This window comes from Pseudomonas sp. 4CAES_32.4 (assembly GCF_058136335.1).
In genome coordinates, this window is the sequence record NZ_CM176882.1 from 863,197 (window position 1) to 885,912 (window position 22,716).

Sequence of the window (22,716 nt, forward strand, 5' to 3'; positions counted from 1 at the left end):
AGAAAGCGGCACTTTTTTGTAGGGTTAATCCTTGAAGGCCCTTGAAGCCTGATTTTGCGGCCCCATATATCGGCACAGAAGCGCGAGTCAGGCTCGCGGACGAAATTGAAGGAGAATTCTATGGCTGACGAACAGACAGTAGATACGCAAAACCCAGATGCCCCTCAGGCGCCGGAAGGTTCGAGTGATGACCTGGCGACCCGTGTGCAAGTGCTCGAAGAGCAATTGGCCGCAGCGCAAGATCAATCTCTGCGCGTAGCTGCCGATCTGCAGAACGTCCGCCGCCGTGCCGAACAGGACGTCGAGAAGGCGCACAAGTTTGCCCTGGAGAAATTCGCCAGCGACTTGCTGCCGATCGTCGACAGCCTGGAGCGTGGCCTTGAGCTGTCGAACCCGGACGACGAAAGCATCCGTCCGATGCGTGAAGGCATCGAGCTGACGCTGAAAATGTTCCACGACACCCTCAAGCGTTATCAGCTTGAAGCGATCGATCCGCATGGCGAACCGTTCAACGCCGTTCACCATCAGGCGATGGCCATGCAGGAAAGCGCCGACGTAGAACCGAACAGTGTTCTGAAGGTGTTTCAGAAGGGCTACCAGCTCAACGGTCGCCTGTTGCGCCCGGCCATGGTTGTGGTCAGCAAGGCGCCAGCGCCAATTTCGCCTTCGATTGACGAGAAGGCTTGAAATTAGCCGCAAGGCCCCCATTTAGAAGTCAAGCGTTTAAGTGCTACCGCAGTCAGCCACCACTGCTGCGGCATCCAAATCCAAAGTTTCGGGAGAGTGAACATGGGCAAAATTATCGGTATCGACCTGGGGACTACCAACTCCTGCGTCTCCGTGCTGGAAAACGGCAAAGCAAAAGTTATTGAAAACGCTGAAGGCGCGCGTACCACGCCGTCGATCATCGCTTACGCCAACGATGGCGAAATCCTGGTAGGTCAGTCGGCCAAGCGTCAGGCTGTGACCAACCCGCACAACACTCTGTACGCAGTAAAGCGTCTGATCGGTCGTCGTTTCGACGAAGAAGTTGTGCAGAAAGACATCCAGATGGTCCCTTACAAGATCGTCAAGGCTGACAACAACGACGCCTGGGTTGAAGTGAACGGCCAGAAAATGGCACCGCCACAAATCTCGGCTGAAATTCTGAAAAAGATGAAGAAGACCGCCGAAGACTACCTCGGCGAGCCAGTGACCGAAGCGGTGATCACCGTTCCGGCCTACTTCAACGACAGCCAGCGTCAGGCGACCAAAGACGCCGGCCGCATTGCCGGTCTGGACGTAAAACGTATCATCAACGAACCAACCGCAGCCGCTCTGGCTTACGGTATGGACAAGGCCAAGGGCGATCACACCGTGATCGTTTATGACCTCGGTGGCGGTACTTTCGACGTTTCCGTGATCGAGATCGCTGAAGTTGATGGCGAGCACCAGTTCGAAGTACTGGCCACCAACGGTGACACGTTCCTCGGCGGTGAAGACTTTGACATTCGTCTGATCGACTACCTCGTCGACGAATTCAAGAAAGAAAGCGGCATGAACCTCAAAGGTGATCCGCTGGCCATGCAGCGTCTGAAAGAAGCCGCTGAGAAAGCCAAGATCGAGCTGTCTTCCGCTCAGTCGACCGACGTCAACCTGCCGTACATCACTGCAGACGCGACCGGTCCTAAACACCTGAACGTGAAGATCTCGCGTGCCAAGCTGGAAGCACTGGTTGAAGACCTGGTTCAGCGCACCATCGAACCTTGCCGCATCGCCATGAAAGACGCTGGTCTGGATGTTGGCGCGATCAACGACGTAATCCTCGTCGGTGGTCAGACCCGTATGCCACTGGTGCAGAAGCTGGTGACCGATTTCTTCGGTAAAGAAGCTCGTAAAGACGTTAACCCGGACGAAGCTGTTGCCATGGGTGCCGCGATTCAGGGCGCCGTTCTGGCCGGTGACGTGAAAGACGTTCTGCTGCTCGACGTCAGCCCGCTGACCCTGGGTATCGAAACCATGGGTGGCGTGATGACCGCGCTGATCGAGAAAAACACCACGATTCCTACCAAGAAATCGCAAGTGTTCTCGACTGCTGACGACAACCAGGGCGCTGTGACCATTCACGTGCTGCAGGGCGAGCGTAAGCAAGCCACTCAGAACAAGTCCCTGGGCAAGTTCGACCTGGCCGACATTCCACCTGCTCCACGTGGCGTGCCGCAGATCGAAGTGACCTTCGACATCGACGCTAACGGCATTCTGCACGTTGGCGCGAAAGACAAGGCCACCGGCAAGACTCAGTCGATCGTGATCAAGGCCAACTCCGGTCTGTCCGACGAAGAAATCGAGCGCATGGTGCGTGACGCCGAAGCCAACGCTGAGGAAGACCGCAAGTTCGAAGAACTGGCCGCTGCCCGTAACCAGGGCGACGCACTGGTTCACTCGACTCGCAAAATGATTGCTGACGCGGGCGACAAAGTTACCGCCGAAGAGAAGACTGCGATCGAAGCTGCTGTGGTTGCTCTGGAAGCCGCTGTCAAAGGCGACGACAAGGCTGCTATCGAAGCGAAGGTTGAAGAGCTGTCGAAAGTCTCCGCTCCGGTTGCTCAGAAGATGTATGCCGAACAGGCTCAGCCAGCTGATGGCGCAGCCCCGCAAGGCGAATCGGCTGAGAAGGCTGACGACGTTGTCGATGCAGAGTTCGAAGAAGTCAAAGACCACAAGTAAGTTGTTGGTCGGCCGGTTGACTGCCTTTAGGCAGTGACTGGTAGGATGTCGCCGCGCGGGAGCTAGCTCCCGCGTTGGCGTATCTGGAATACGCGAATTTTTACAGCATGCGACAACGTTCGGATGTTGGCGGTATGGCCGGGAATGCTCCTGCTTTTCGCGCTACAAGTACCGCAAGAATCAAAGACCAGGATCGTTGAATTGACGTGAGTTGGGTCCGGGCCTGTATTGGGGCTCAACGAGTTTGGCCATCCTCAGGAGGGGTTTGCCGAACGTCCTCAAGAGTGCAGAAGACTTATGGCAAAGCGTGATTTTTACGAAGTATTGGGTGTTGAGCGCGGCTCAAGCGATGCAGACCTGAAGAAGGCCTATCGCCGTCTGGCGATGAAGCACCACCCCGATCGTAATCCCGGTGACAAAGCATCGGAAGACATGTTCAAAGAGGCCAACGAGGCCTACGAAGTACTGTCCGATTCCAGCAAGCGCGCAGCTTACGACCAGTACGGTCATGCCGGCGTCGACCCAAGCATGGGTGGCGGCGGTGCCGGTTTTGGCGGTCAGAACTTCTCTGACATCTTCGGTGATGTCTTCAGTGATTTCTTCGGCGGCGGTCGCGGCGGTTCTCGTGGCGGCGCTCAGCGTGGCAGCGATTTGCGCTACACCCTGGAGCTGAATCTGCAAGAAGCGGTGCGCGGTACTACCGTGAATATCCGCGTTCCAACGCTGGTCAACTGCAAGCCTTGCGATGGTTCGGGTGCGAAGAAAGGCTCCTCGCCTTCCACTTGCCCGACTTGCGGCGGCATCGGTCAGGTACGCATGCAGCAGGGCTTCTTCTCGGTGCAGCAGACCTGCCCGCGTTGCCATGGCCAGGGCAAGATCATTTCCGACCCGTGCGATTCCTGCCACGGTGACGGTCGCGTCGAAGAGTACAAAACCCTGTCGGTCAAGGTGCCAGCTGGCGTTGATACCGGCGACCGCATTCGTCTGTCTGGCGAGGGCGAGGCGGGTACGCAGGGCGGCCCGACTGGCGACCTGTATGTAGTCATCAACGTGCGCGAACACGACATCTTTCAGCGCGATGGCAAGCATCTGTTCTGCGAAGTGCCGATCAGCTTCGTCGACGCAGCATTGGGCGGCGAGTTGGAAATTCCGACCCTCGACGGTCGCGTCAAACTGAAAATCCCCGAAGGCACCCAGACCGGCAAGCAGTTCCGTGTTCGCGGTAAAGGCGTGGCGCCGGTGCGTGGCGGTGGTGCAGGCGATTTGATGTGCCGCGTTGCGGTCGAAACGCCGGTCAACCTGAACCGTCGCCAGCGCGAATTGCTGGAAGAGTTCCGCAGTTCGCTGGCGGACGACAACAGCCACTCGCCGAAAACCACCGGTTGGTTCGACGGTGTGAAGCGTTTCTTCGGCGATCTGTAAGGAGTCGGCATGCGACGTATAGCTGTGATGGGCGCTGCTGGGCGCATGGGCAAAATTCTGGTCGAAGCCGTGCAGCAGCGCGCGCCGCTGACCGGTTTGACCGCTGCCGTGGTTCGTCCTGGCAGTACGCTGATCGGCGTCGATGCCGGTGAGTTGGCGTCGTTGGGTCGTATTGGTGTGCCGCTGTCCGGGCATATCGAAGCGGTCGCTGAAGAGTTCGATGTCCTGATCGACTTCACCCTGCCGGAAGTAATGCTGAAAAACCTCGCCTTCTGCCGCAAGGCAGGCAAGGCCATGGTCATCGGCACCACCGGGCTGGATGCGGCGCAGAAGCAGTTGCTGGTCGAGGCGGGCAAGGACATTCCGATCGTCTTCGCGGCCAACTTCAGCGTCGGCGTCAATCTGTCGTTGAAACTGCTCGATATGGCGGCGCGCGTGTTGGGTGATGATGCGGATATCGAAATCATCGAAGCCCATCACCGTCACAAGATCGATGCGCCGTCGGGTACCGCGTTGCGCATGGGCGAAGTGATCGCCAATGCCCTGGATCGTGATTTGCAGAAAGTCGCGGTCTACGGTCGTGAAGGCCACACCGGCGTCCGTGAGCGTGAAACCATCGGTTTCGCCACCGTGCGTGGTGGTGATGTGGTGGGTGATCACACCGTGCTGTTCGCCTGCGAAGGTGAGCGTCTGGAGATCACACACAAGGCGTCGAGCCGCATGACGTTTGCCAAGGGTGCGGTGCGTGCCGCGCTGTGGCTGGACGGTCGTGAGCCAGGTCTGTACGACATGCAGGATGTGCTCGACCTGCGTTGAGCCGTTGTTGAATCCGGCGCAAACGCCCTGTTTGCGCTGGTTTTTCTCCGCTGAGCGACGTCCTGTCGCATTCTCCGGCCTTTTAGGCTCTTTAGCGGTGGACCAAAAAAGCCTTTTTCTGTAAGCTACAGCTTTAGTGTGTCCACTAAAAGCGCGCAGAATAATTCAGTGAAGAAGCGGGGTGACGTGTCCATACGTCACTCCGCTTTTTTACAACCTGCGATCGCCCTTTCATGCGTTATTTACGGGAGGTCTTCTTGACTAAGCCAGCCATACTTGCCCTTGCTGATGGCAGCATTTTTCGCGGCGAAGCCATTGGTGCCGACGGTCAAACCGTTGGTGAGGTGGTGTTCAACACCGCAATGACCGGCTATCAGGAAATCCTTACCGATCCTTCCTACGCCCAACAGATCGTTACCCTGACTTACCCGCACATCGGCAACACCGGCACTACGCCGGAAGACGCCGAGTCCGACCGCGTCTGGTCCGCTGGCCTGGTCATCCGTGACCTGCCGCTGGTAGCGAGCAACTGGCGTAACACGATGTCCCTGTCCGACTACCTGAAAGCCAACAATGTTGTGGCAATCGCCGGTATCGACACCCGTCGCCTGACTCGCATCCTGCGTGAAAAAGGCGCACAGAACGGCTGCATCATGGCCGGCGACAACATTTCCGAAGAAGCGGCAATTGCCGCTGCGCAAGGCTTCCCTGGCCTGAAAGGCATGGATCTGGCGAAAGTCGTCAGCACCAAGACCCAATACGAATGGCGCTCGACTGTCTGGGATCTGAAGACCGACAGCCACGCGACCATCGACGCTTCCGAGCTGCCTTACCACGTGGTTGCCTACGACTACGGCGTCAAGGTCAACATCCTGCGCATGCTGGTCGAGCGCGGCTGCCGCGTCACCGTGGTGCCGGCTCAAACCCCGGCCGCTGATGTGCTGGCGCTGAAGCCGGACGGCGTGTTCCTGTCCAACGGCCCTGGTGATCCGGAGCCATGCGACTACGCGATCAAGGCGATCAAGGAAGTGCTGGAAACCGAAATTCCGGTATTCGGTATCTGCCTCGGTCACCAACTGCTGGCCCTGGCCTCCGGCGCCAAGACCCTGAAAATGGGCCACGGCCACCACGGTGCCAACCACCCGGTGCAGGATCTGGACACTGGCGTTGTGATGATCACCAGCCAGAACCACGGTTTCGCGGTAGATGAAGAAACCCTGCCAGCCAACGTGCGTGCGATCCACAAATCGCTGTTCGACGGCACCCTGCAAGGCATCGAGCGCACCGACAAGAGCGCGTTCAGCTTTCAGGGCCACCCTGAAGCGAGCCCGGGCCCGAACGATGTTGCGCCACTGTTCGACCGCTTCATCAACGAGATGGCCAAGCGACGCTAAGCGTTCGCCTTGAGACTGTAGAGAGAAGCCCTCGAGGGCGGCCCCGGCACCGGCGGCCCCTTCGAGACTTCAGAAATCGATCAAGACGGCTTGCCGACTGACCTGCGGATTTGAGTGACAAACCCATGCCAAAACGTACAGACATTAAAAGCATCCTGATTCTCGGCGCTGGCCCGATCGTTATCGGCCAGGCCTGCGAATTCGACTACTCCGGCGCCCAGGCCTGCAAGGCCCTGCGCGAAGAGGGTTATCGCGTCATCCTGGTGAACTCCAACCCGGCCACCATCATGACCGACCCGGACATGGCCGACGCGACCTACATCGAGCCGATCAAGTGGCAGACCGTTGCCAAGATCATCGAGAAAGAACGTCCGGACGCCGTGCTGCCAACCATGGGCGGCCAGACCGCTCTGAACTGCGCCCTGGACCTGGAGCGCGAAGGCATTCTGGAGAAGTTCGGCGTAGAAATGATCGGCGCCAACGCCGACACCATCGACAAGGCTGAAGACCGTTCGCGCTTCGACAAGGCGATGAAGTCCATCGGCCTGGCGTGCCCACGTTCCGGTATCGCCCACAGCATGGAAGAAGCCAACGCGGTTCTCGAAACCCTGGGTTTCCCGTGCATCATCCGTCCGTCCTTCACCATGGGCGGCACCGGTGGCGGTATCGCTTACAACCGTGAAGAGTTCGAAGAAATCTGCGCCCGCGGTCTGGACCTGTCGCCGACCAAAGAGCTGCTGATCGACGAATCGCTGATCGGCTGGAAAGAATATGAAATGGAAGTTGTCCGCGACAAAAAGGACAACTGCATCATCGTCTGCTCGATCGAAAACTTCGACCCGATGGGCGTGCACACCGGTGACTCGATCACCGTGGCTCCAGCACAAACCCTGACCGACAAGGAATACCAGATCCTGCGTAACGCCTCGTTGGCGGTACTGCGCGAGATCGGCGTCGAGACCGGCGGTTCCAACGTGCAATTCGGTATCTGCCCGGACACTGGCCGTATGGTCGTGATCGAGATGAACCCGCGCGTATCGCGTTCCTCGGCACTGGCTTCGAAAGCCACCGGTTTCCCGATCGCCAAAGTCGCGGCCAAACTGGCTGTGGGCTATACCCTCGACGAACTGTCGAACGACATCACCGGCGGCAAGACCCCGGCGTCCTTCGAGCCGTCGATCGACTACGTCGTCACCAAGCTGCCACGTTTCGCCTTCGAGAAATTCGCCAAGGCAGACGCGCGCCTGACCACTCAAATGAAGTCGGTCGGTGAAGTCATGGCGATCGGCCGTACGTTCCAGGAATCCCTGCAGAAAGCCCTGCGCGGTCTGGAAGTTGGCGTTTGCGGTCTGGACGAGAAGCTCGACCTGAGCAATCCGGAAAGCATGAGCGTGCTCAAGCGCGAACTGACCGTGCCAGGCGCCGAGCGTATCTGGTATGTCGCTGACGCTTTCCGCGCCGGCCTGTCGGTCGAAGACATCTTCGGCATGAACATGATCGATCCGTGGTTCCTGGTGCAGATCGAAGATCTGATCAAGGAAGAAGAGAAGGTCAAGACCCTCGGTCTGTCCGCGATCGACCGCGACCTGATGTTCAAGCTCAAGCGCAAAGGCTTCTCTGATCAGCGTCTGGCCAAGCTGCTGGGCGTGACCGAGAAGAACCTGCGCACGCACCGTCAAAAGCTGGAAGTGTTCCCGGTCTACAAGCGCGTTGACACCTGCGCCGCCGAGTTCGCCACTGACACCGCTTACCTCTACTCGACTTACGAGGAAGAGTGCGAAGCTGCGCCGTCGGGCCGCGACAAGATCATGATTCTGGGCGGTGGTCCGAACCGTATCGGCCAAGGCATCGAGTTCGACTACTGCTGCGTTCATGCGGCCCTCGCACTGCGCGAAGACGGCTACGAAACCATCATGGTCAATTGCAACCCGGAAACGGTTTCCACCGACTATGACACTTCCGACCGTCTGTACTTCGAGCCGGTAACCCTGGAAGACGTACTGGAAATCTGCCGCGTCGAGAAGCCGAAAGGCGTGATCGTCCAGTACGGCGGCCAGACTCCACTGAAACTGGCTCGCGCTCTGGAAGCCGCTGGCGTGCCAATCATCGGCACCAGCCCTGACGCCATCGACCGCGCTGAAGACCGTGAGCGCTTCCAGCAAATGGTTGAGCGTCTGAACTTGCGTCAGCCGCCAAACGCCACCGTGCGCAGCGAAGACGAAGCTGTTCGTGCTGCCGCGAAAATCGGTTATCCGCTGGTGGTGCGTCCGTCCTATGTACTGGGCGGCCGTGCGATGGAAATCGTTTACAAGGAAGACGAGCTCAAGCGTTACCTGCGTGACGCGGTGCAAGTGTCCAACGACAGCCCGGTGCTGCTCGACCACTTCCTCAACTGCGCCATCGAAATGGACGTGGACGCAGTCTGCGACGGCAAAGACGTGGTGATCGGCGCGATCATGCAGCACATCGAGCAGGCTGGTGTTCACTCCGGTGACTCCGCGTGCTCGCTGCCGCCGTACTCGCTCCCGGCCCACATCCAGGACGAGATGCGCGAGCAGGTCAAGAAAATGGCCCTCGAGCTGGGCGTTGTCGGCCTGATGAACGTGCAGCTGGCTTTGCAAGGCGAAGACATCTACGTCATCGAAGTCAACCCGCGCGCTTCGCGTACCGTACCGTTCGTGTCGAAGTGCATCGGTGTCTCCCTGGCCATGATCGCTGCCCGCGTAATGGCCGGTAAGACCCTGAAAGACATCGGCTTCACCAAAGAAATCATCCCGAACTTCTACAGCGTGAAAGAGGCGGTGTTCCCGTTCGCCAAATTCCCTGGCGTTGACCCGATCCTCGGCCCAGAGATGAAGTCGACCGGTGAAGTGATGGGCGTCGGTGACACCTTCGGTGAAGCATTCGCCAAAGCCCAGATGGGTGCCAGCGAAGTGCTGCCGACCGGCGGTACTGCGTTCATCAGCGTGCGCGACGACGACAAGCCGCTGGTTGCAGGCGTGGCCCGTGATCTGATCAACTTGGGCTTCGAAGTGGTTGCCACTGCCGGCACTGCCAAGCTGATCGAAGCGGCAGGCCTGAAAGTGCGCCGCGTGAACAAGGTGACCGAGGGTCGTCCACACGTGGTCGACATGATCAAGAATGACGAAGTCACCCTGATCATCAACACCACCGAAGGTCGCCAGTCGATCGCTGATTCGTACTCCATTCGTCGTAATGCCTTGCAGCACAAGATTTACTGCACCACCACCATTGCTGCTGGCGAAGCTATCTGTGAAGCGCTGAAGTTCGGTCCGGAAAAGACCGTGCGCCGCTTGCAGGATCTACACGCAGGATTGAAGGCATGAGCATAACCAAGTACCCAATGACTGTTCAGGGCGCTCGCGCCCTGGAAGAAGAGCACACTCACCTGACCAAGGTCGTTCGTCCGAAGCTCAGCCAGGACATCGGTACGGCCCGCGAGTTGGGTGACTTGAAAGAAAACGCTGAATACCATGCCGCTCGCGAACAGCAAGGCATGGTCGAGGCGCGGATTCGTGACATCGAAGGCCGGATTCAGAATCAGGTCATCATCGACGTCACGACCATTCCTCACACCGGCAAGGTGATTTTCGGCACCACCGTCGAAATCGCCAACGTCGAGACCGATGAAAGCGTCACTTACCACATCGTGGGTGAGGATGAGGCTGACTTCAAACTCGGCAAGATTTCCGTCGGCTCGCCTTTGGCCCGTGCCTTGATCGGCAAGGAAGAGGGCGATGTGGTCGCCGTGAAAACGCCTGGTGGCGTTATCGAGTACGAGATTGTCGAAGTCCGTCACATCTGAAAACGGGCGCCCGCTGCATGCGGGCGCCATGCTTTGGCAACTGACCCAGATGCTTTGGGTCGGTGGCCTATGGCTGATTCATCTCGGTTTGCAGCCGGCGTTGGGCAAAATCGGCCTCGCGCCGTTGCTGATCGATGAAGTGGCCAGTGCATTTGAAGTGCTGGTGGTGGGGTTCGCCGCCGCCTGTGTGATTTTTCAGGTTTTGGTGCTGGTACAGGCCGAGGGTCCTGCCAGTCTATGGCGGGATTTTCGCGGGCAGGTGCTGTTGATGGCGTTGTATGCGTGTGCGATGTTCGTCGCAGTGCGTGTCGGCTGGCCGGATGCGCAGCGCTGGCAGGTGTTCAGCTTTCTGATTCTGGGCTTTTCCGGGCTGGTCCTGGTGTTGCAGCCTGTACCGGGGTGGAGTGGCAGGGTGCGCGAAGCACACCCTTGACCCTTGTCATCACTTGAAGCGATGCACGTTCGACAGCTGCTTGTTGACGCTGAAGTTCTTGCGGTAAACCAGTGCCATCTTGCCGATGACCTGTACCAGATCCGCTTTGCCGACTTTACACAGCTCTGCGATGTGCGCCAGGCGCGATTCGCGATCGAGGATATTGAGCTTGATCTTGATCAGCTCGTGATCCGCCAAAGCGCGTTCGAGTTCGGCTAACACGCCTTCAGTCAAACCATTGTCAGCCACCGTCAAAACCGGTTTCAGGTGGTGGCCAATGGATTTGTATTGTTTCTTCTGCTCTGGAGTGAGCGGCATAATCTGACCCTTTCGTCTGGATTCTGTAAAATGGCGGCCATTTTACCCGAGGGTTCGTGGATCCGCCCAATTAATCACGACCCTAATCATCGAGGTGCCCAATGGCGCGTTCCAAGACAAGCCTTGGTTGGCTGAAACGACATGTCAACGATCCCTATGTGAAGCAAGCGCAGAAGGATGGCTACCGCTCGCGTGCGAGTTACAAACTTCTGGAAGTCCAGGAAAAGTACAAGCTGATCCGCCCTGGCATGAGCGTTGTCGACCTCGGCGCAGCCCCCGGTGGCTGGTCGCAGGTCACCAGTCGTCTGATTGGCGGTCAGGGGCGCCTGATCGCCTCGGACATCCTGGAAATGGACAGCATCCCTGATGTGACCTTTATTCAAGGTGACTTCACCGAGGACGCAGTGCTCGCGCAGATTCTGGAAGCCGTCGGTAATTCGCAGGTAGACCTTGTGATTTCCGATATGGCCCCCAATATGAGTGGTACGCCTGAAGTGGATATGCCCAAAGCCATGTTTCTGTGCGAGCTGGCGCTCGATTTGGCTGAACGGATACTCAAGCCGGGTGGTAATTTCGTGATCAAGATTTTTCAGGGCGAAGGCTTTGATGTGTATCTGAAGGATGCTCGCAAGAAGTTCGACAAGATCCAGATGATCAAGCCGGACTCCTCACGTGGCAGCTCTCGCGAGCAATACATGCTGGCTTGGGGGTATCGCGGGCGTAGTGAGTAAAACGGGATTTTTTTGCGGGGTGATAGGTTTTTAGTATTTCGCCCCGAGCGCATTAGCGAATATTGTGTAGAAAGTGTTTCACAAAGGGTTACAGACGGCGGCTGCCAGAGTTGTAGGTAATGTAGTAAGTTAGGCCGGTGAATATCATGCGAAGCGCGCGCCAGTAGCGGAGCTTGCTTCAGAGGGTAGTTAATTGAACGATATGGCAAAGAATCTGATCCTGTGGTTGATCATCGCGGCTGTCCTGGTGACGGTGATGAACAACTTCTCCAGCCCTAACGAGCCGCAGACCCTCAACTATTCCGACTTCATCCAGCAGGTCAAGGATGGCAAGGTCGAGCGCGTAGCCGTTGATGGTTATGTGATTACCGGTAAGCGCAACGATGGCGACAGCTTCAAGACCATTCGTCCGGCAATTCAGGACAATGGCCTGATCGGCGATCTGGTCGACAACCACGTTGTGGTCGAAGGCAAGCAGCCTGAGCAGCAAAGCATCTGGACCCAGCTTCTGGTGGCCAGCTTCCCGATCCTAGTGATCATCGCGGTGTTCATGTTCTTCATGCGCCAGATGCAGGGCGGTGCCGGCGGCAAGGGCGGACCGATGAGCTTTGGCAAGAGCAAGGCCCGCCTGCTCTCCGAAGATCAGGTGAAAACCACCTTGGCTGACGTTGCCGGTTGCGACGAAGCCAAGGAAGAAGTCGGTGAGCTGGTAGAGTTCCTGCGTGACCCGGGCAAGTTCCAACGTCTGGGCGGCCGCATTCCTCGCGGCGTGCTGATGGTGGGTCCTCCGGGTACCGGTAAGACCTTGCTGGCCAAGGCTATTGCCGGCGAAGCGAAAGTGCCGTTCTTCACCATTTCCGGTTCTGATTTCGTCGAAATGTTCGTCGGTGTTGGTGCCAGCCGTGTACGTGACATGTTCGAGCAGGCGAAGAAGCACGCGCCTTGCATCATCTTCATCGACGAAATCGACGCCGTCGGTCGCCACCGTGGCGCCGGCATGGGCGGCGGTCACGATGAGCGTGAGCAGACTCTCAACCAATTGCTGGTTGAGATGGACGGCTTCGAAATGAACGACGGCATCATTGTTATCGCTGCTACCAACCGTCCAGACGTACTCGACCCAGCGCTGCTGCGTCCGGGCCGTTTCGACCGTCAAGTTGTGGTTGGTCTGCCGGATATCCGTGGCCGTGAGCAGATTCTCAAGGTTCACATGCGTAAGGTGCCAATGGGTGACGACGTTGCTCCGGCGGTCATCGCGCGTGGTACTCCGGGCTTCTCCGGTGCTGACCTGGCCAACCTGGTCAATGAGGCGTCGCTGTTCGCTGCTCGCAGCGGCAAGCGCATCGTAGAGATGAAAGAATTCGAGCTGGCCAAGGACAAGATCATGATGGGCGCCGAGCGCAAATCGATGGTCATGTCGGAGAAAGAAAAACAGAACACGGCTTATCACGAAGCGGGCCACGCTATTGTTGGTCGCGTCGTGCCTGAGCATGATCCGGTTTATAAGGTGTCGATCATTCCGCGCGGTCGTGCGTTGGGTGTGACGATGTTCCTGCCGGAAGAGGATCGCTACAGCCTGTCCAAGCGTGCGCTGATCAGCCAGATCTGCTCGCTGTACGGCGGTCGTATCGCTGAGGAAATGACTCTGGGCTTCGACGGTGTAACCACCGGTGCCTCCAACGACATCATGCGTGCCAGTCAGATTGCGCGGAACATGGTGACCAAGTGGGGTCTGTCGGAAAAGCTCGGCCCGTTGATGTATGCCGAAGAAGAGGGTGAAGTATTCCTCGGTCGCGGCGGTGGTGGTCAGGCAGCCAGTTTCTCTGGCGAGACAGCCAAGCTGATCGACTCCGAAGTGCGCAGCATCATTGATCAGTGCTATGGCACGGCCAAGCAGATCCTCACGGACAACCGTGACAAGCTTGACGCAATGGCTGATGCGCTGATGAAGTACGAAACGATTGATGCTGAGCAGATCGACGATATCATGGCGGGTCGTACGCCTCGCGAACCGCGCGACTGGTCGGGTGGCACAGGTACGCCTCCGCCTCCTGTCGTTCGGGATGAGCGTCCGGAAACACCGATTGGCGGTCCGGCTGCTGACGTTTAAGGTTTGAAATGACTTCTGTACAGTCCCTGACCCGGTTGCCTTGCGGCAACCGGGTTCTTGATTTGGCCCGGACGCATGTCATGGGCATTCTCAATGTAACCCCTGATTCCTTCTCTGATGGCGGCCGATACAGCCAGCTCGATGCAGCCTTGCGCCATGCGCAGGCGATGGTGGCAGCCGGTGCGACGCTGATCGATGTCGGTGGCGAGTCCACTCGGCCCGGTGCGCGTGCGGTATCGCCGCTCGAGGAGCTCGAGCGCGTGGCGCCGATCGTGGAGCTGATCAATCGCGAGCTGGATGTGATCATCTCGGTCGATACTTCGACGCCAGCCGTCATGCGCGAAACCGCACGGCTGGGTGCCGGGTTGATCAACGACGTCCGATCGCTTCAGCGCGATGGTGCGCTGGATGCGGCGGCGGCGACAGGTTTGCCGGTCTGTCTTATGCACATGCTGGGAGAACCCGGCGATATGCAGGATAACCCGCACTATCAGGATGTCACCCGGGAAGTGGCTGAGTTTCTTGCCGAGCGCATGACTAAATGCGCGCAGGCGGGAATTCCTGCCGAGCGCATCATCCTTGACCCTGGTTTCGGCTTCGCCAAAACCCTGCAGCACAATCTAAGCTTGTTCAAGCATATGGAAGCCTTGCATGCGCTGGGTCGGCCTTTACTGGTGGGTGTCTCCCGAAAAAGCATGATCGGCCATGCGTTGAATCGCCCGGTGGGTGAGCGTTTGCATGGGGGGCTTGCACTGGCGGCACTGGCATCCGTCAAAGGTGCGCGTATATTGCGCGTCCATGATGTGGCGGAAACGGTGGACGTGGTGCGGATGATCGCAGCCGTGGAATCAGCTGAATAAGAATGATGGAGCACTTATGAGCAAAAAATATTTTGGTACCGACGGCATTCGTGGTCGCGTCGGTGTATATCCGATTACTCCTGACTTCATGCTGAAGCTCGGCTGGGCCGCTGGTATGGCGTTCCGCAAGATGGGCGCCTGCAAGGTCTTAGTTGGGAAAGACACGCGGATTTCCGGTTATATGTTCGAGTCCGCACTTGAGGCCGGCCTGACGTCGGCTGGCGCTGACGTGATGTTGCTGGGCCCGATGCCGACTCCGGCCATTGCCTATCTGTCGCGCACGTTTCAGGCTGAGGCCGGTATCGTAATCAGCGCGTCGCACAATCCGCATGACGATAACGGCATCAAGTTTTTCTCCGGCAAGGGTACCAAGTTGCCCGATGAGCTGGAGTTGATGATCGAAGAGTTGCTCGATGCACCAATGACCGTCGTTGAATCGAGCAAGATCGGCAAGGTTTCGCGAATCAACGATGCCTCTGGTCGCTATATCGAATTCTGCAAGAGCAGCGTGCCAACCGGCACCAGTTTCTCTGGCCTCAAGATTGTCATCGACTGCGCTCATGGTGCGACCTACAAGGTGGCTCCAAGCGTATTCCGTGAGTTGGGTGCTGAGGTCGTCGTGCTGTCGGCTCAGCCGAATGGCTTGAACATCAACGATAATTGCGGCTCGACCCATATGGATCAGTTGCAGGCTGCTGTACTGGCTGAGCACGCTGATTTGGGTATCGCTTTTGATGGTGACGGTGATCGGGTGCTGATGGTTGATCACACCGGCGCTATCGTCGATGGTGACGATTTGTTGTTTATCATTGCCCGAGATCTGCATGAGCGCGGCAAGCTGCAGGGCGGTGTCGTCGGTACGCTGATGAGTAACCTCGGCCTGGAGCTGGCGCTTGCGGATCTGTCGATCCCTTTCATCCGGGCGAATGTCGGCGACCGTTATGTCATTGCTGAGTTGCTGGAGCGTAATTGGCTGGTGGGGGGTGAGAACTCGGGGCATATCGTGTGCTTTAACCACACCACGACCGGTGACGCGATCATCGCGGCCCTGCAAGTGTTGATGGCCCTTAAAACGCGCAATGAAGGCCTGGCTCAATCCCGTCAGGCGCTGCGCAAGTGCCCTCAGGTACTGATCAATGTGCGTTTCGGTGGTGGTGAAAGCCCTCTGGAGCATCCGGCTGTCAAGGAAGCCAGTGCTCGCGTAACCCAGGCAATGGCGGGTCGTGGGCGTGTGCTTTTGCGCAAGTCCGGGACAGAGCCTCTGGTGCGCGTCATGGTTGAAGGCGAGGACGAAACTCAGGTTCGCAGCTATGCCGAAGAACTGGCAAAACTGGTAACTGAAGTTTCTGCCTGATACGGCTTGCAAGCCATGATTGTGTTGGGTAACATCTGCGCCCACTTTGACCGACGAGGTACAGCATGCGTCGCCCTATGGTAGCTGGTAACTGGAAGATGCACGGTACCCGCGCCAGCGTCGCTGAGCTGATCAACGGCCTTCGTCATCTGGCCTTGTCTAGCGGTGTTGATGTCGCGGTATTCCCGCCTTGCTTGTATATCAACCAAGTGGTTGATGGCTTGAAAGGTAAGTCGATTTCGGTCGGTGCGCAGAATTCTGCGGTGGAATCCATGCAAGGTGCATTGACCGGTGAAATTGCACCGAGTCAGTTGGTGGATGCAGGTTGTTCCCTGGTGCTTGTCGGGCACTCCGAACGCCGTCAGATAATGGGCGAGCGAGACGGAATGCTGAATCGCAAGTTCGCAGCGGCACAGGCATGTGGCTTGATTCCGGTGTTGTGCGTAGGGGAAACCCTCGAGCAGCGCGAAGCCGGGAAAACTCTTGAGGTTGTCGGGCGTCAGCTGGGCAGCATCATTGAGGAGCTGGGTGTTGGTGCTTTTGCCAAGGCAGTCATTGCTTACGAGCCGGTCTGGGCCATTGGCACCGGGCTGACTGCAACGCCGCAACAGGCGCAGGATGTGCATAAAGCCATTCGCGAGCAGTTGGCGGCAGAGAATTCTGAAGTCGCACGAGGTGTGCGGCTTCTATACGGCGGCAGCGTGAAGGCGGCCAATGCGGTCGAACTGTTCGGCATGCCGGATATCGATGGGGGGCTCATTGGTGGAGCTTCCCTGAATGCAGATGAGTTCGGTGCGATCTGTCGCGCCGCGGGAAACTGAAAAAATGCTGGAAACAGTCGTAGTCGTTTTTCATCTGCTGGGTGCATTGGGCGTAGTTGCTCTGGTTTTGCTGCAGCAGGGTAAGGGTGCGGACGCTGGCGCGTCTTTCGGAGCAGGTGCTTCAAATACTGTGTTCGGAAGCCAAGGTTCCTCTACCTTTCTTAGTAAGTTTACTGCTATACTTGCCGCCGGTTTCTTCATAACCAGCTTGGGGTTAGGTTACTTTGCTAAAGAGAAGGCTCACCAGCTGACTCAAGCAGGTCTCCCAAATCCAGCAGTGTTGGAAGTACCTAAGCAACAACAACCGGCTTCTGATGATGTCCCGGTGCTTCAAGAGCAAAAGTCGGCTACTCCAGCGACTGACGTACCTCCAGCTCAAGAGCAGAAGTAAGAAGGGTTTCAAACGTAGTTTTGCCGAGGTGGTGGAATTGGTAGACACGCAACCTTGAGGTGGTTGTGCCCATAGGGTGTAGGGGTTCGAGTCCCCTTCTCGGTACCAATTAGTCAGGAGAGCCCGCTGTTGCGGGCTTTCTTGCAGGTGGAAGGTTACATTGACCCTATAAGGGATCGGTCGTATACTTCCGCCCCAGCTTTGTCGCGGGGTGGAGCAGTCTGGTAGCTCGTCGGGCTCATAACCCGAAGGTCGTCGGTTCAAATCCGGCCCCCGCAACCAGTTTAAGGAGCCCCTTTTAAGGGGCTTTTTGTTAGCTGGACACTTTCAACGCCGCTGTTCGACGGCGTTTCAAGGATGGGCGTTTCGCCCATTTTTTTATTTTGCAAAGCATGCACATATCATGCACTAGGGGGTTCAGGTGTCGAGCAAGCTAGAAGAGTTGCAGGCCTTGCTGGCCCCGGTGGTCGTGGCCCTGGGCTATGAATGCTGGGGTATCGAGTTTTCGGCTCAGGGTCGTCACTCGATGTTGCGCGTTTATATCGATAAAGAGGGTGGCGTGCTGGTGGACGATTGCGCCATTGTCAGCCGTCAGATCAGCGGTGTGCTGGATGTTGAAGATCCAATCACTGTTGAATACACCCTCGAAGTTTCCTCGCCTGGCATGGAGCGCCCACTGTTCACTCTTGAGCAGTTTGCAAAATTTGCCGGTGAACAAGTGAAGATCAAGCTGCGCTCGCCTTTCGAAGGTCGACGCAACTTTCAGGGCCTTCTGCGCGGTGTAGAAGAACAGGATGTCGTGGTGCAGGTAGAAGACCATGAATTCCTGTTGCCGATCGATATGATCGACAAGGCCAACATTATTCCCAGTTTTGACTGAGACGCGGATCCCGCGGATCCAATGGCTTGCGAAAGGCGAGGCGTACGATGAGCAAAGAAGTACTGCTGGTTGTTGAGTCGGTATCCAATGAAAAGGGCGTACCGGCAAGCGTAATTTTTGAAGCGCTGGAGCTGGCTCTGGCCACTGCTACCAAAAAGCGTTTTGAAGACGAAGTTGACCTGCGTGTGGAAATTAACCGCCACACCGGTTCTTACGAAACTTTCCGTCGCTGGACGGTCGTCGAAGAAAATGATCTCGACGATCCGGCCATCGAAACCTGGCCGAGCAAGGTTGCGCTAACGCATCCGGGTGCCAACGTTGGCGACGTCGTCGAAGAAAAGATCGAGTCCATCGAGTTCGGCCGCATTGCTGCACAGACTGCCAAGCAAGTCATCGTGCAGAAAGTGCGTGAAGCCGAGCGCGCTCAAGTGGTCGACGCTTATCGCGAGCGCCTGGGAGAAATCATCTCCGGCACCGTGAAAAAAGTGACCCGCGACAACGTGATCGTCGATCTGGGCAACAACGCTGAAGCGTTGCTGGCTCGTGAAGACATCATTTCTCGCGAAACCTTCCGTGTCGGCGTGCGTTTGCGTGCGCTGCTCAAGGAAATCCGCACCGAGAACCGCGGCCCGCAGCTGATCCTGTCGCGTACCGCGCCGGAAATGCTGATCGAGCTGTTCCGTATCGAAGTGCCGGAAATTGCTGAAGGCCTGATCGAAGTGATGGCTGCGTCCCGTGATCCGGGTTCGCGCGCCAAGATCGCCGTCCGCTCCAAGGACAAGCGCATCGACCCGCAAGGTGCTTGCATCGGTATGCGCGGTTCGCGCGTCCAGGCAGTGTCGGGTGAGTTGGGCGGCGAGCGTGTTGATATCGTGCTGTGGGACGACAACCCGGCCCAGTTCGTGATCAACGCCATGTCCCCGGCTGAGGTTGCGGCAATTATCGTTGACGAAGATGCCCACGCAATGGACATCGCCGTTGGCGCAGACAATCTGGCTCAGGCCATCGGTCGCGGTGGTCAGAACGTGCGTCTGGCTAGCCAGTTGACTGGCTGGACCCTGAACGTGATGACCGAATCGGACATCCAGGCTAAGCAGCAAGCAGAAACCGGCGACATCCTGCGCAACTTCATCGACGAGCTGGAAGTCGACGAAGACCTGGCACAGGTGCTGGTAGATGAAGGCTTCACCAGCCTGGAAGAGATTGCCTACGTACCGTTGGAAGAAATGCTCAACATCGACGGCTTTGACGAAGATACCGTCAACGAGCTTCGCGCTCGTGCCAAGGATCGTTTGTTGACCAAAGCCATCGCTACTGAGGAAAAGCTGGCAGACGCCCATCCGGCCGAAGACCTGCTCTCGCTTGAGGGTATGGACAAGGATTTGGCGATGGAACTGGCGGTGCGCGGCGTAATTACCCGCGAAGACCTGGCCGAGCAGTCTATTGACGACCTGCTCGACATCGACGGCATTGACGATGATCGTGCCGGCAAGTTGATCATGGCCGCCCGAGCCCACTGGTTCGAGTAATTAGGCGCGGCCTGAGGAGAGAAGTGCATGACGCAAGTCACGGTGAAACAACTGGCCGATGAGGTCAAAACACCGGTAGAGCGCCTGTTGCAGCAGATGCGTGAGGCAGGTCTGCCGCACACCGCCGCCGAAGAAAATGTGACTGACAGTGAGAAGCAGTCCCTGCTGACTCACTTGAAAAGCAGCCACAAGGCGAAAGTGGAAGAACCACGCAAGATCACGCTGCAGCGTAAAACCACCAGCACCCTGCGTGTGGCTGGTAGCAAGAGCATCAGCGTAGAAGTTCGCAAGAAGAAAGTTTTCGTACAGCGTAGCCCGGAAGAAATCGAAGCCGAGCGCAAGCGTGAACTGGATGAGCGTCGCGCAGTAGAAAATGCTGCCCGTCAAAAGGCTGAACAAGAAGCCAAGCAGCGCGCCGAAGAAGAAGCGCGTCGCCAGCCTGCTGCTGCGCAAACTGCTGCCACCGACGCCGTTTCGGCGCCGGCTGCCGCTGCCGAACCTGTACGCGAAAGCGCACCGGTAGTCGCCGCTGCTCCAGCGCCGTCCGCTGAAGTTCGCAACAAGCAGAACGAACAGCGCCGTCCGGACAAACCACGTGCTGACGATAACAATCGTCGCAGCGGTGGTGGTGATGGCGAGCGCAAAAACGCTCCGCATCGCGCCTCGGTTAAAGAAAAAGCACCGGCGCCACGTGTGGCACCACGCACTACCGACGAAGAAAGCGACGGCTTCCGTCGTGGTGGTCGCGGCAAGGCCAAGCTGAAGAAGCGCAACGCCCACGGTTTCCAGAGCCCAACCGGCCCTGTCGTGCGTGATGTGCAGATCGGCGAGACCATCACTGTTGGCGATCTCGCCAATCAGATGTCGGTCAAGGCTGCTGAAATCATCAAGTTCATGTTCAAACTGGGTACTCCAGCGACCATCAACCAGGTGCTTGATCAGGAAACTGCTCAACTGGTAGCCGAAGAACTGGGCCACAAAGTGACCCTGGTCAGCGACACCGCTCTGGAAGATTCCCTGGCCGAGTCCCTGAAGTTCGAAGGCGAGACGTTCTCCCGTGCACCGGTCGTGACCGTAATGGGCCACGTTGACCACGGTAAAACCTCGCTGCTCGACTACATCCGTCGTGCCAAGGTAGCTGCTGGCGAAGCCGGTGGTATCACCCAGCACATCGGTGCATACCACGTTGAAACCGAACGCGGCATGGTTACCTTCCTCGATACCCCGGGTCACGCCGCGTTTACCGCAATGCGTGCTCGTGGTGCCAAGGCGACCGACATCGTGATCCTGGTGGTTGCAGCGGACGACGGCGTGATGCCGCAGACCATTGAAGCTGTTCAGCACGCAGTAGCGGCTGGCGTTCCACTGGTTGTAGCGGTGAACAAAATCGACAAGCCGGGCGCCGATCTTGATCGCATCCGTAGCGAACTGTCGGTTCACGGTGTGACTTCCGAAGAGTGGGGCGGTGATACGCCGTTCGTACCTGTGTCGGCGAAAGTCGGTACTGGCGTGGACGAGTTGCTTGAAGCCGTTCTGCTGCAAGCTGAAGTTCTCGAACTGAAAGCGACTCCATCGGCTCCTGGCCGTGGTGTTGTGGTTGAATCGCGTCTCGACAAAGGTCGTGGCCCGGTTGCAACCGTTCTGGTTCAAGACGGTACCCTGCGCCAAGGCGACATGGTTCTGGTCGGTTCGAACTATGGCCGCGTGCGTGCCATGCTCGACGAGAACGGCAAGCCAATTAAAGAAGCCGGTCCATCCATCCCTGTCGAGATCCTCGGCCTGGACGGTACCCCGGACGCTGGCGACGAGATGAGCGTTGTGGCTGACGAGAAGAAAGCCCGTGAAGTGGCTCTGTTCCGTCAAGGCAAGTTCCGCGAAGTCAAACTGGCTCGCGCTCACGCCGGCAAGCTGGAAAACATCTTCGAAAACATGGGTCAGGCCGAGAAGAAGACGCTCAACATCGTCCTCAAGTCCGACGTCCGTGGTTCGCTGGAAGCTCTGCAGGGCGCATTGAATGGCCTGGGCAACGACGAAGTGCAAGTGCGCGTAGTCGGTGGCGGTGTCGGTGGTATCACCGAGTCCGACGCTAACCTGGCACTGGCTTCCAACGCTGTACTGTTCGGCTTCAACGTGCGTGCTGATGCTGGCGCACGGAAGATCGTCGAGCAGGAAGGTCTGGATATGCGTTACTACAACGTGATTTACGACATCATCGAAGACGTCAAGAAAGCCCTGACCGGTATGCTCGGCAGCGATGTTCGCGAGAACATCCTGGGCGTTGCAGAAGTGCGTGACGTGTTCCGTTCGCCGAAGTTTGGCGCGATTGCTGGTTGCATGGTGATCGAAGGTGTTGTGCACCGTAACCGTCCGATCCGCGTACTGCGCGAAGACATCGTTATCTTCGAAGGCGAGCTGGAATCCCTGCGCCGCTTCAAGGATGACGCTTCGGAAGTACGTGCCGGCATGGAGTGCGGTATCGGCGTGAAGAGCTACAACGACGTTAAAGTCGGCGACAAGATCGAAGTCTTCGAGAAGGTTCAGGTTGCTCGCAGCCTCTAACTCGCGCACTTCAGGAGCCGTGATGGTCGGCCGCACTCAAGGGTGCGGCGCATCACCCGGACTCTAAACGCAACGCCCGGTCTGGCTTTTGTCAGGCCGGGCGTTTGCCGCTTTCAGACCTGGCGGGTTTCACCGCCGGGCAGTAACAGGTAACAAAATCATGGCAAAAGAATACAGCCGTACCCAACGTATCGGCGATCAGATGCAGCGCGAGCTGGCTCAGCTGATCCGTCGCGAAGTCAAAGATCCACGTGTTGGCCTGGTCACCATCACTGCAGTGGAAGTCAGCCGTGACGTCGGTCACGCAAAGATTTTCATCACTGTGATGGGTCAGGACAACGCTGAAGACATCGCGCAAAGCATCAAGGTGCTCAACGCCGCCGCAGGTTTCCTGCGCATGCAGTTGGCCCGTGAAATGAAGCTGCGCAGCGTGCCGCAATTGCACTTCCACTACGACGAATCCGTCGTGCGTGGCGCACACCTGTCCGCACTGATCGAGCGTGCTGTGGCTGAAGACAATCAGCATCCGGTCGCTGCTGAACCTGAAGACACCAAGGAGTAACTCG

The 22,716-nt window shown here is 57.7% G+C and carries 19 protein-coding genes and 2 tRNA genes; 20 read left to right on the forward strand and 1 reads right to left on the reverse strand.

What is annotated here, in order from left to right; genetic code table 11:
- The first annotated feature begins 120 nt into the window (after positions 1–120).
- The 8 genes from grpE (at position 121) to AC3Y64_RS03800 (ending at position 10,597) form a co-directional block, all read left to right on the forward strand.
- Positions 121–687, forward strand: a complete 567-nt coding sequence (gene grpE, locus AC3Y64_RS03765; RefSeq protein WP_158958605.1) for a nucleotide exchange factor GrpE — start codon at positions 121–123, stop codon at positions 685–687.
- 102 nt (positions 688–789) lie between these two features.
- Entirely contained in the window at positions 790–2,706 is a 1,917-nt protein-coding gene (dnaK, locus tag AC3Y64_RS03770) for a molecular chaperone DnaK (RefSeq protein WP_158958603.1), read from the forward strand.
- A 297-nt stretch (positions 2,707–3,003) separates the two neighbouring features.
- On the forward strand, positions 3,004–4,128 hold the full coding sequence (gene dnaJ / locus AC3Y64_RS03775; protein WP_489986496.1) for a molecular chaperone DnaJ: 1,125 nt from the start codon (positions 3,004–3,006) through the stop codon (positions 4,126–4,128).
- 9 nt (positions 4,129–4,137) lie between these two features.
- A complete protein-coding gene (gene dapB, locus AC3Y64_RS03780) occupies positions 4,138–4,944 on the forward strand; it encodes a 4-hydroxy-tetrahydrodipicolinate reductase (RefSeq protein WP_489986497.1) in 807 nt (268 codons plus the stop codon).
- 257 nt (positions 4,945–5,201) lie between these two features.
- Positions 5,202–6,338 (forward strand): glutamine-hydrolyzing carbamoyl-phosphate synthase small subunit, encoded by a 1,137-nt coding sequence (gene carA, locus AC3Y64_RS03785; protein ID WP_007915228.1) that lies wholly within the window; start codon positions 5,202–5,204, stop codon positions 6,336–6,338.
- Between the two features lie 125 nt (positions 6,339–6,463).
- Positions 6,464–9,685, forward strand: a complete 3,222-nt coding sequence (gene carB / locus AC3Y64_RS03790) for a carbamoyl-phosphate synthase large subunit (RefSeq protein WP_489986498.1) — start codon at positions 6,464–6,466, stop codon at positions 9,683–9,685.
- A gap of 2 nt (positions 9,686–9,687) precedes the next feature.
- Positions 9,688–10,164, forward strand: a complete 477-nt coding sequence (gene greA, locus AC3Y64_RS03795) for a transcription elongation factor GreA (protein ID WP_064387939.1) — start codon at positions 9,688–9,690, stop codon at positions 10,162–10,164.
- A gap of 28 nt (positions 10,165–10,192) precedes the next feature.
- Complete coding sequence (locus AC3Y64_RS03800) at positions 10,193–10,597, forward strand: MFS transporter (RefSeq protein WP_489986499.1); 405 nt, start codon at positions 10,193–10,195, stop codon at positions 10,595–10,597.
- Between the two features lie 9 nt (positions 10,598–10,606).
- Here the strand turns inward: AC3Y64_RS03800 and AC3Y64_RS03805 are convergent, their stop codons facing one another.
- Entirely contained in the window at positions 10,607–10,915 is a 309-nt protein-coding gene (locus AC3Y64_RS03805; RefSeq protein WP_003221534.1) for a YhbY family RNA-binding protein, read from the reverse strand.
- Between the two features lie 101 nt (positions 10,916–11,016).
- Between AC3Y64_RS03805 and rlmE the strand changes: the two genes are divergently transcribed.
- The 12 genes from rlmE to rbfA all read left to right on the forward strand — a co-directional run bounded on the left by rlmE (position 11,017) and on the right by rbfA (position 22,712).
- On the forward strand, positions 11,017–11,646 hold the full coding sequence (rlmE, locus tag AC3Y64_RS03810; protein WP_008088328.1) for a 23S rRNA (uridine(2552)-2'-O)-methyltransferase RlmE: 630 nt from the start codon (positions 11,017–11,019) through the stop codon (positions 11,644–11,646).
- 202 nt (positions 11,647–11,848) lie between these two features.
- The gene (ftsH, locus tag AC3Y64_RS03815; RefSeq protein WP_016986501.1) at positions 11,849–13,756 is read left to right on the forward strand and encodes an ATP-dependent zinc metalloprotease FtsH; all 1,908 of its coding nucleotides are present in this window, start codon (positions 11,849–11,851) and stop codon (positions 13,754–13,756) included.
- Between the two features lie 8 nt (positions 13,757–13,764).
- Positions 13,765–14,616 carry a dihydropteroate synthase gene (gene folP, locus AC3Y64_RS03820; protein ID WP_489986500.1) on the forward strand — a complete coding sequence of 284 codons (852 nt, stop codon included), beginning with the start codon at positions 13,765–13,767 and terminating at the stop codon, positions 14,614–14,616.
- 16 nt (positions 14,617–14,632) lie between these two features.
- Positions 14,633–15,970 carry a phosphoglucosamine mutase gene (gene glmM, locus AC3Y64_RS03825; protein ID WP_489986501.1) on the forward strand — a complete coding sequence of 446 codons (1,338 nt, stop codon included), beginning with the start codon at positions 14,633–14,635 and terminating at the stop codon, positions 15,968–15,970.
- Positions 15,971–16,035: 65 nt separating this feature from the next.
- Positions 16,036–16,791 carry a triose-phosphate isomerase gene (gene tpiA, locus AC3Y64_RS03830; RefSeq protein WP_489986502.1) on the forward strand — a complete coding sequence of 252 codons (756 nt, stop codon included), beginning with the start codon at positions 16,036–16,038 and terminating at the stop codon, positions 16,789–16,791.
- 4 nt (positions 16,792–16,795) lie between these two features.
- Positions 16,796–17,182, forward strand: a complete 387-nt coding sequence (gene secG / locus AC3Y64_RS03835) for a preprotein translocase subunit SecG (RefSeq protein WP_016986497.1) — start codon at positions 16,796–16,798, stop codon at positions 17,180–17,182.
- Positions 17,183–17,204: 22 nt separating this feature from the next.
- A tRNA-Leu gene (locus tag AC3Y64_RS03840) sits at positions 17,205–17,290 on the forward strand.
- Between the two features lie 97 nt (positions 17,291–17,387).
- A tRNA-Met gene (locus AC3Y64_RS03845) sits at positions 17,388–17,464 on the forward strand.
- A 139-nt stretch (positions 17,465–17,603) separates the two neighbouring features.
- On the forward strand, positions 17,604–18,062 hold the full coding sequence (gene rimP, locus AC3Y64_RS03850; protein ID WP_064387885.1) for a ribosome maturation factor RimP: 459 nt from the start codon (positions 17,604–17,606) through the stop codon (positions 18,060–18,062).
- 47 nt (positions 18,063–18,109) lie between these two features.
- Complete coding sequence (gene nusA / locus AC3Y64_RS03855) at positions 18,110–19,591, forward strand: transcription termination factor NusA (RefSeq protein ID WP_122595204.1); 1,482 nt, start codon at positions 18,110–18,112, stop codon at positions 19,589–19,591.
- Between the two features lie 27 nt (positions 19,592–19,618).
- Entirely contained in the window at positions 19,619–22,150 is a 2,532-nt protein-coding gene (gene infB / locus AC3Y64_RS03860; protein WP_489986503.1) for a translation initiation factor IF-2, read from the forward strand.
- 160 nt (positions 22,151–22,310) lie between these two features.
- Positions 22,311–22,712, forward strand: coding sequence for a 30S ribosome-binding factor RbfA (rbfA, locus tag AC3Y64_RS03865; protein ID WP_007915259.1), 402 nt, complete (start codon positions 22,311–22,313; stop codon positions 22,710–22,712).
- Positions 22,713–22,716 lie beyond the last annotated feature (4 nt).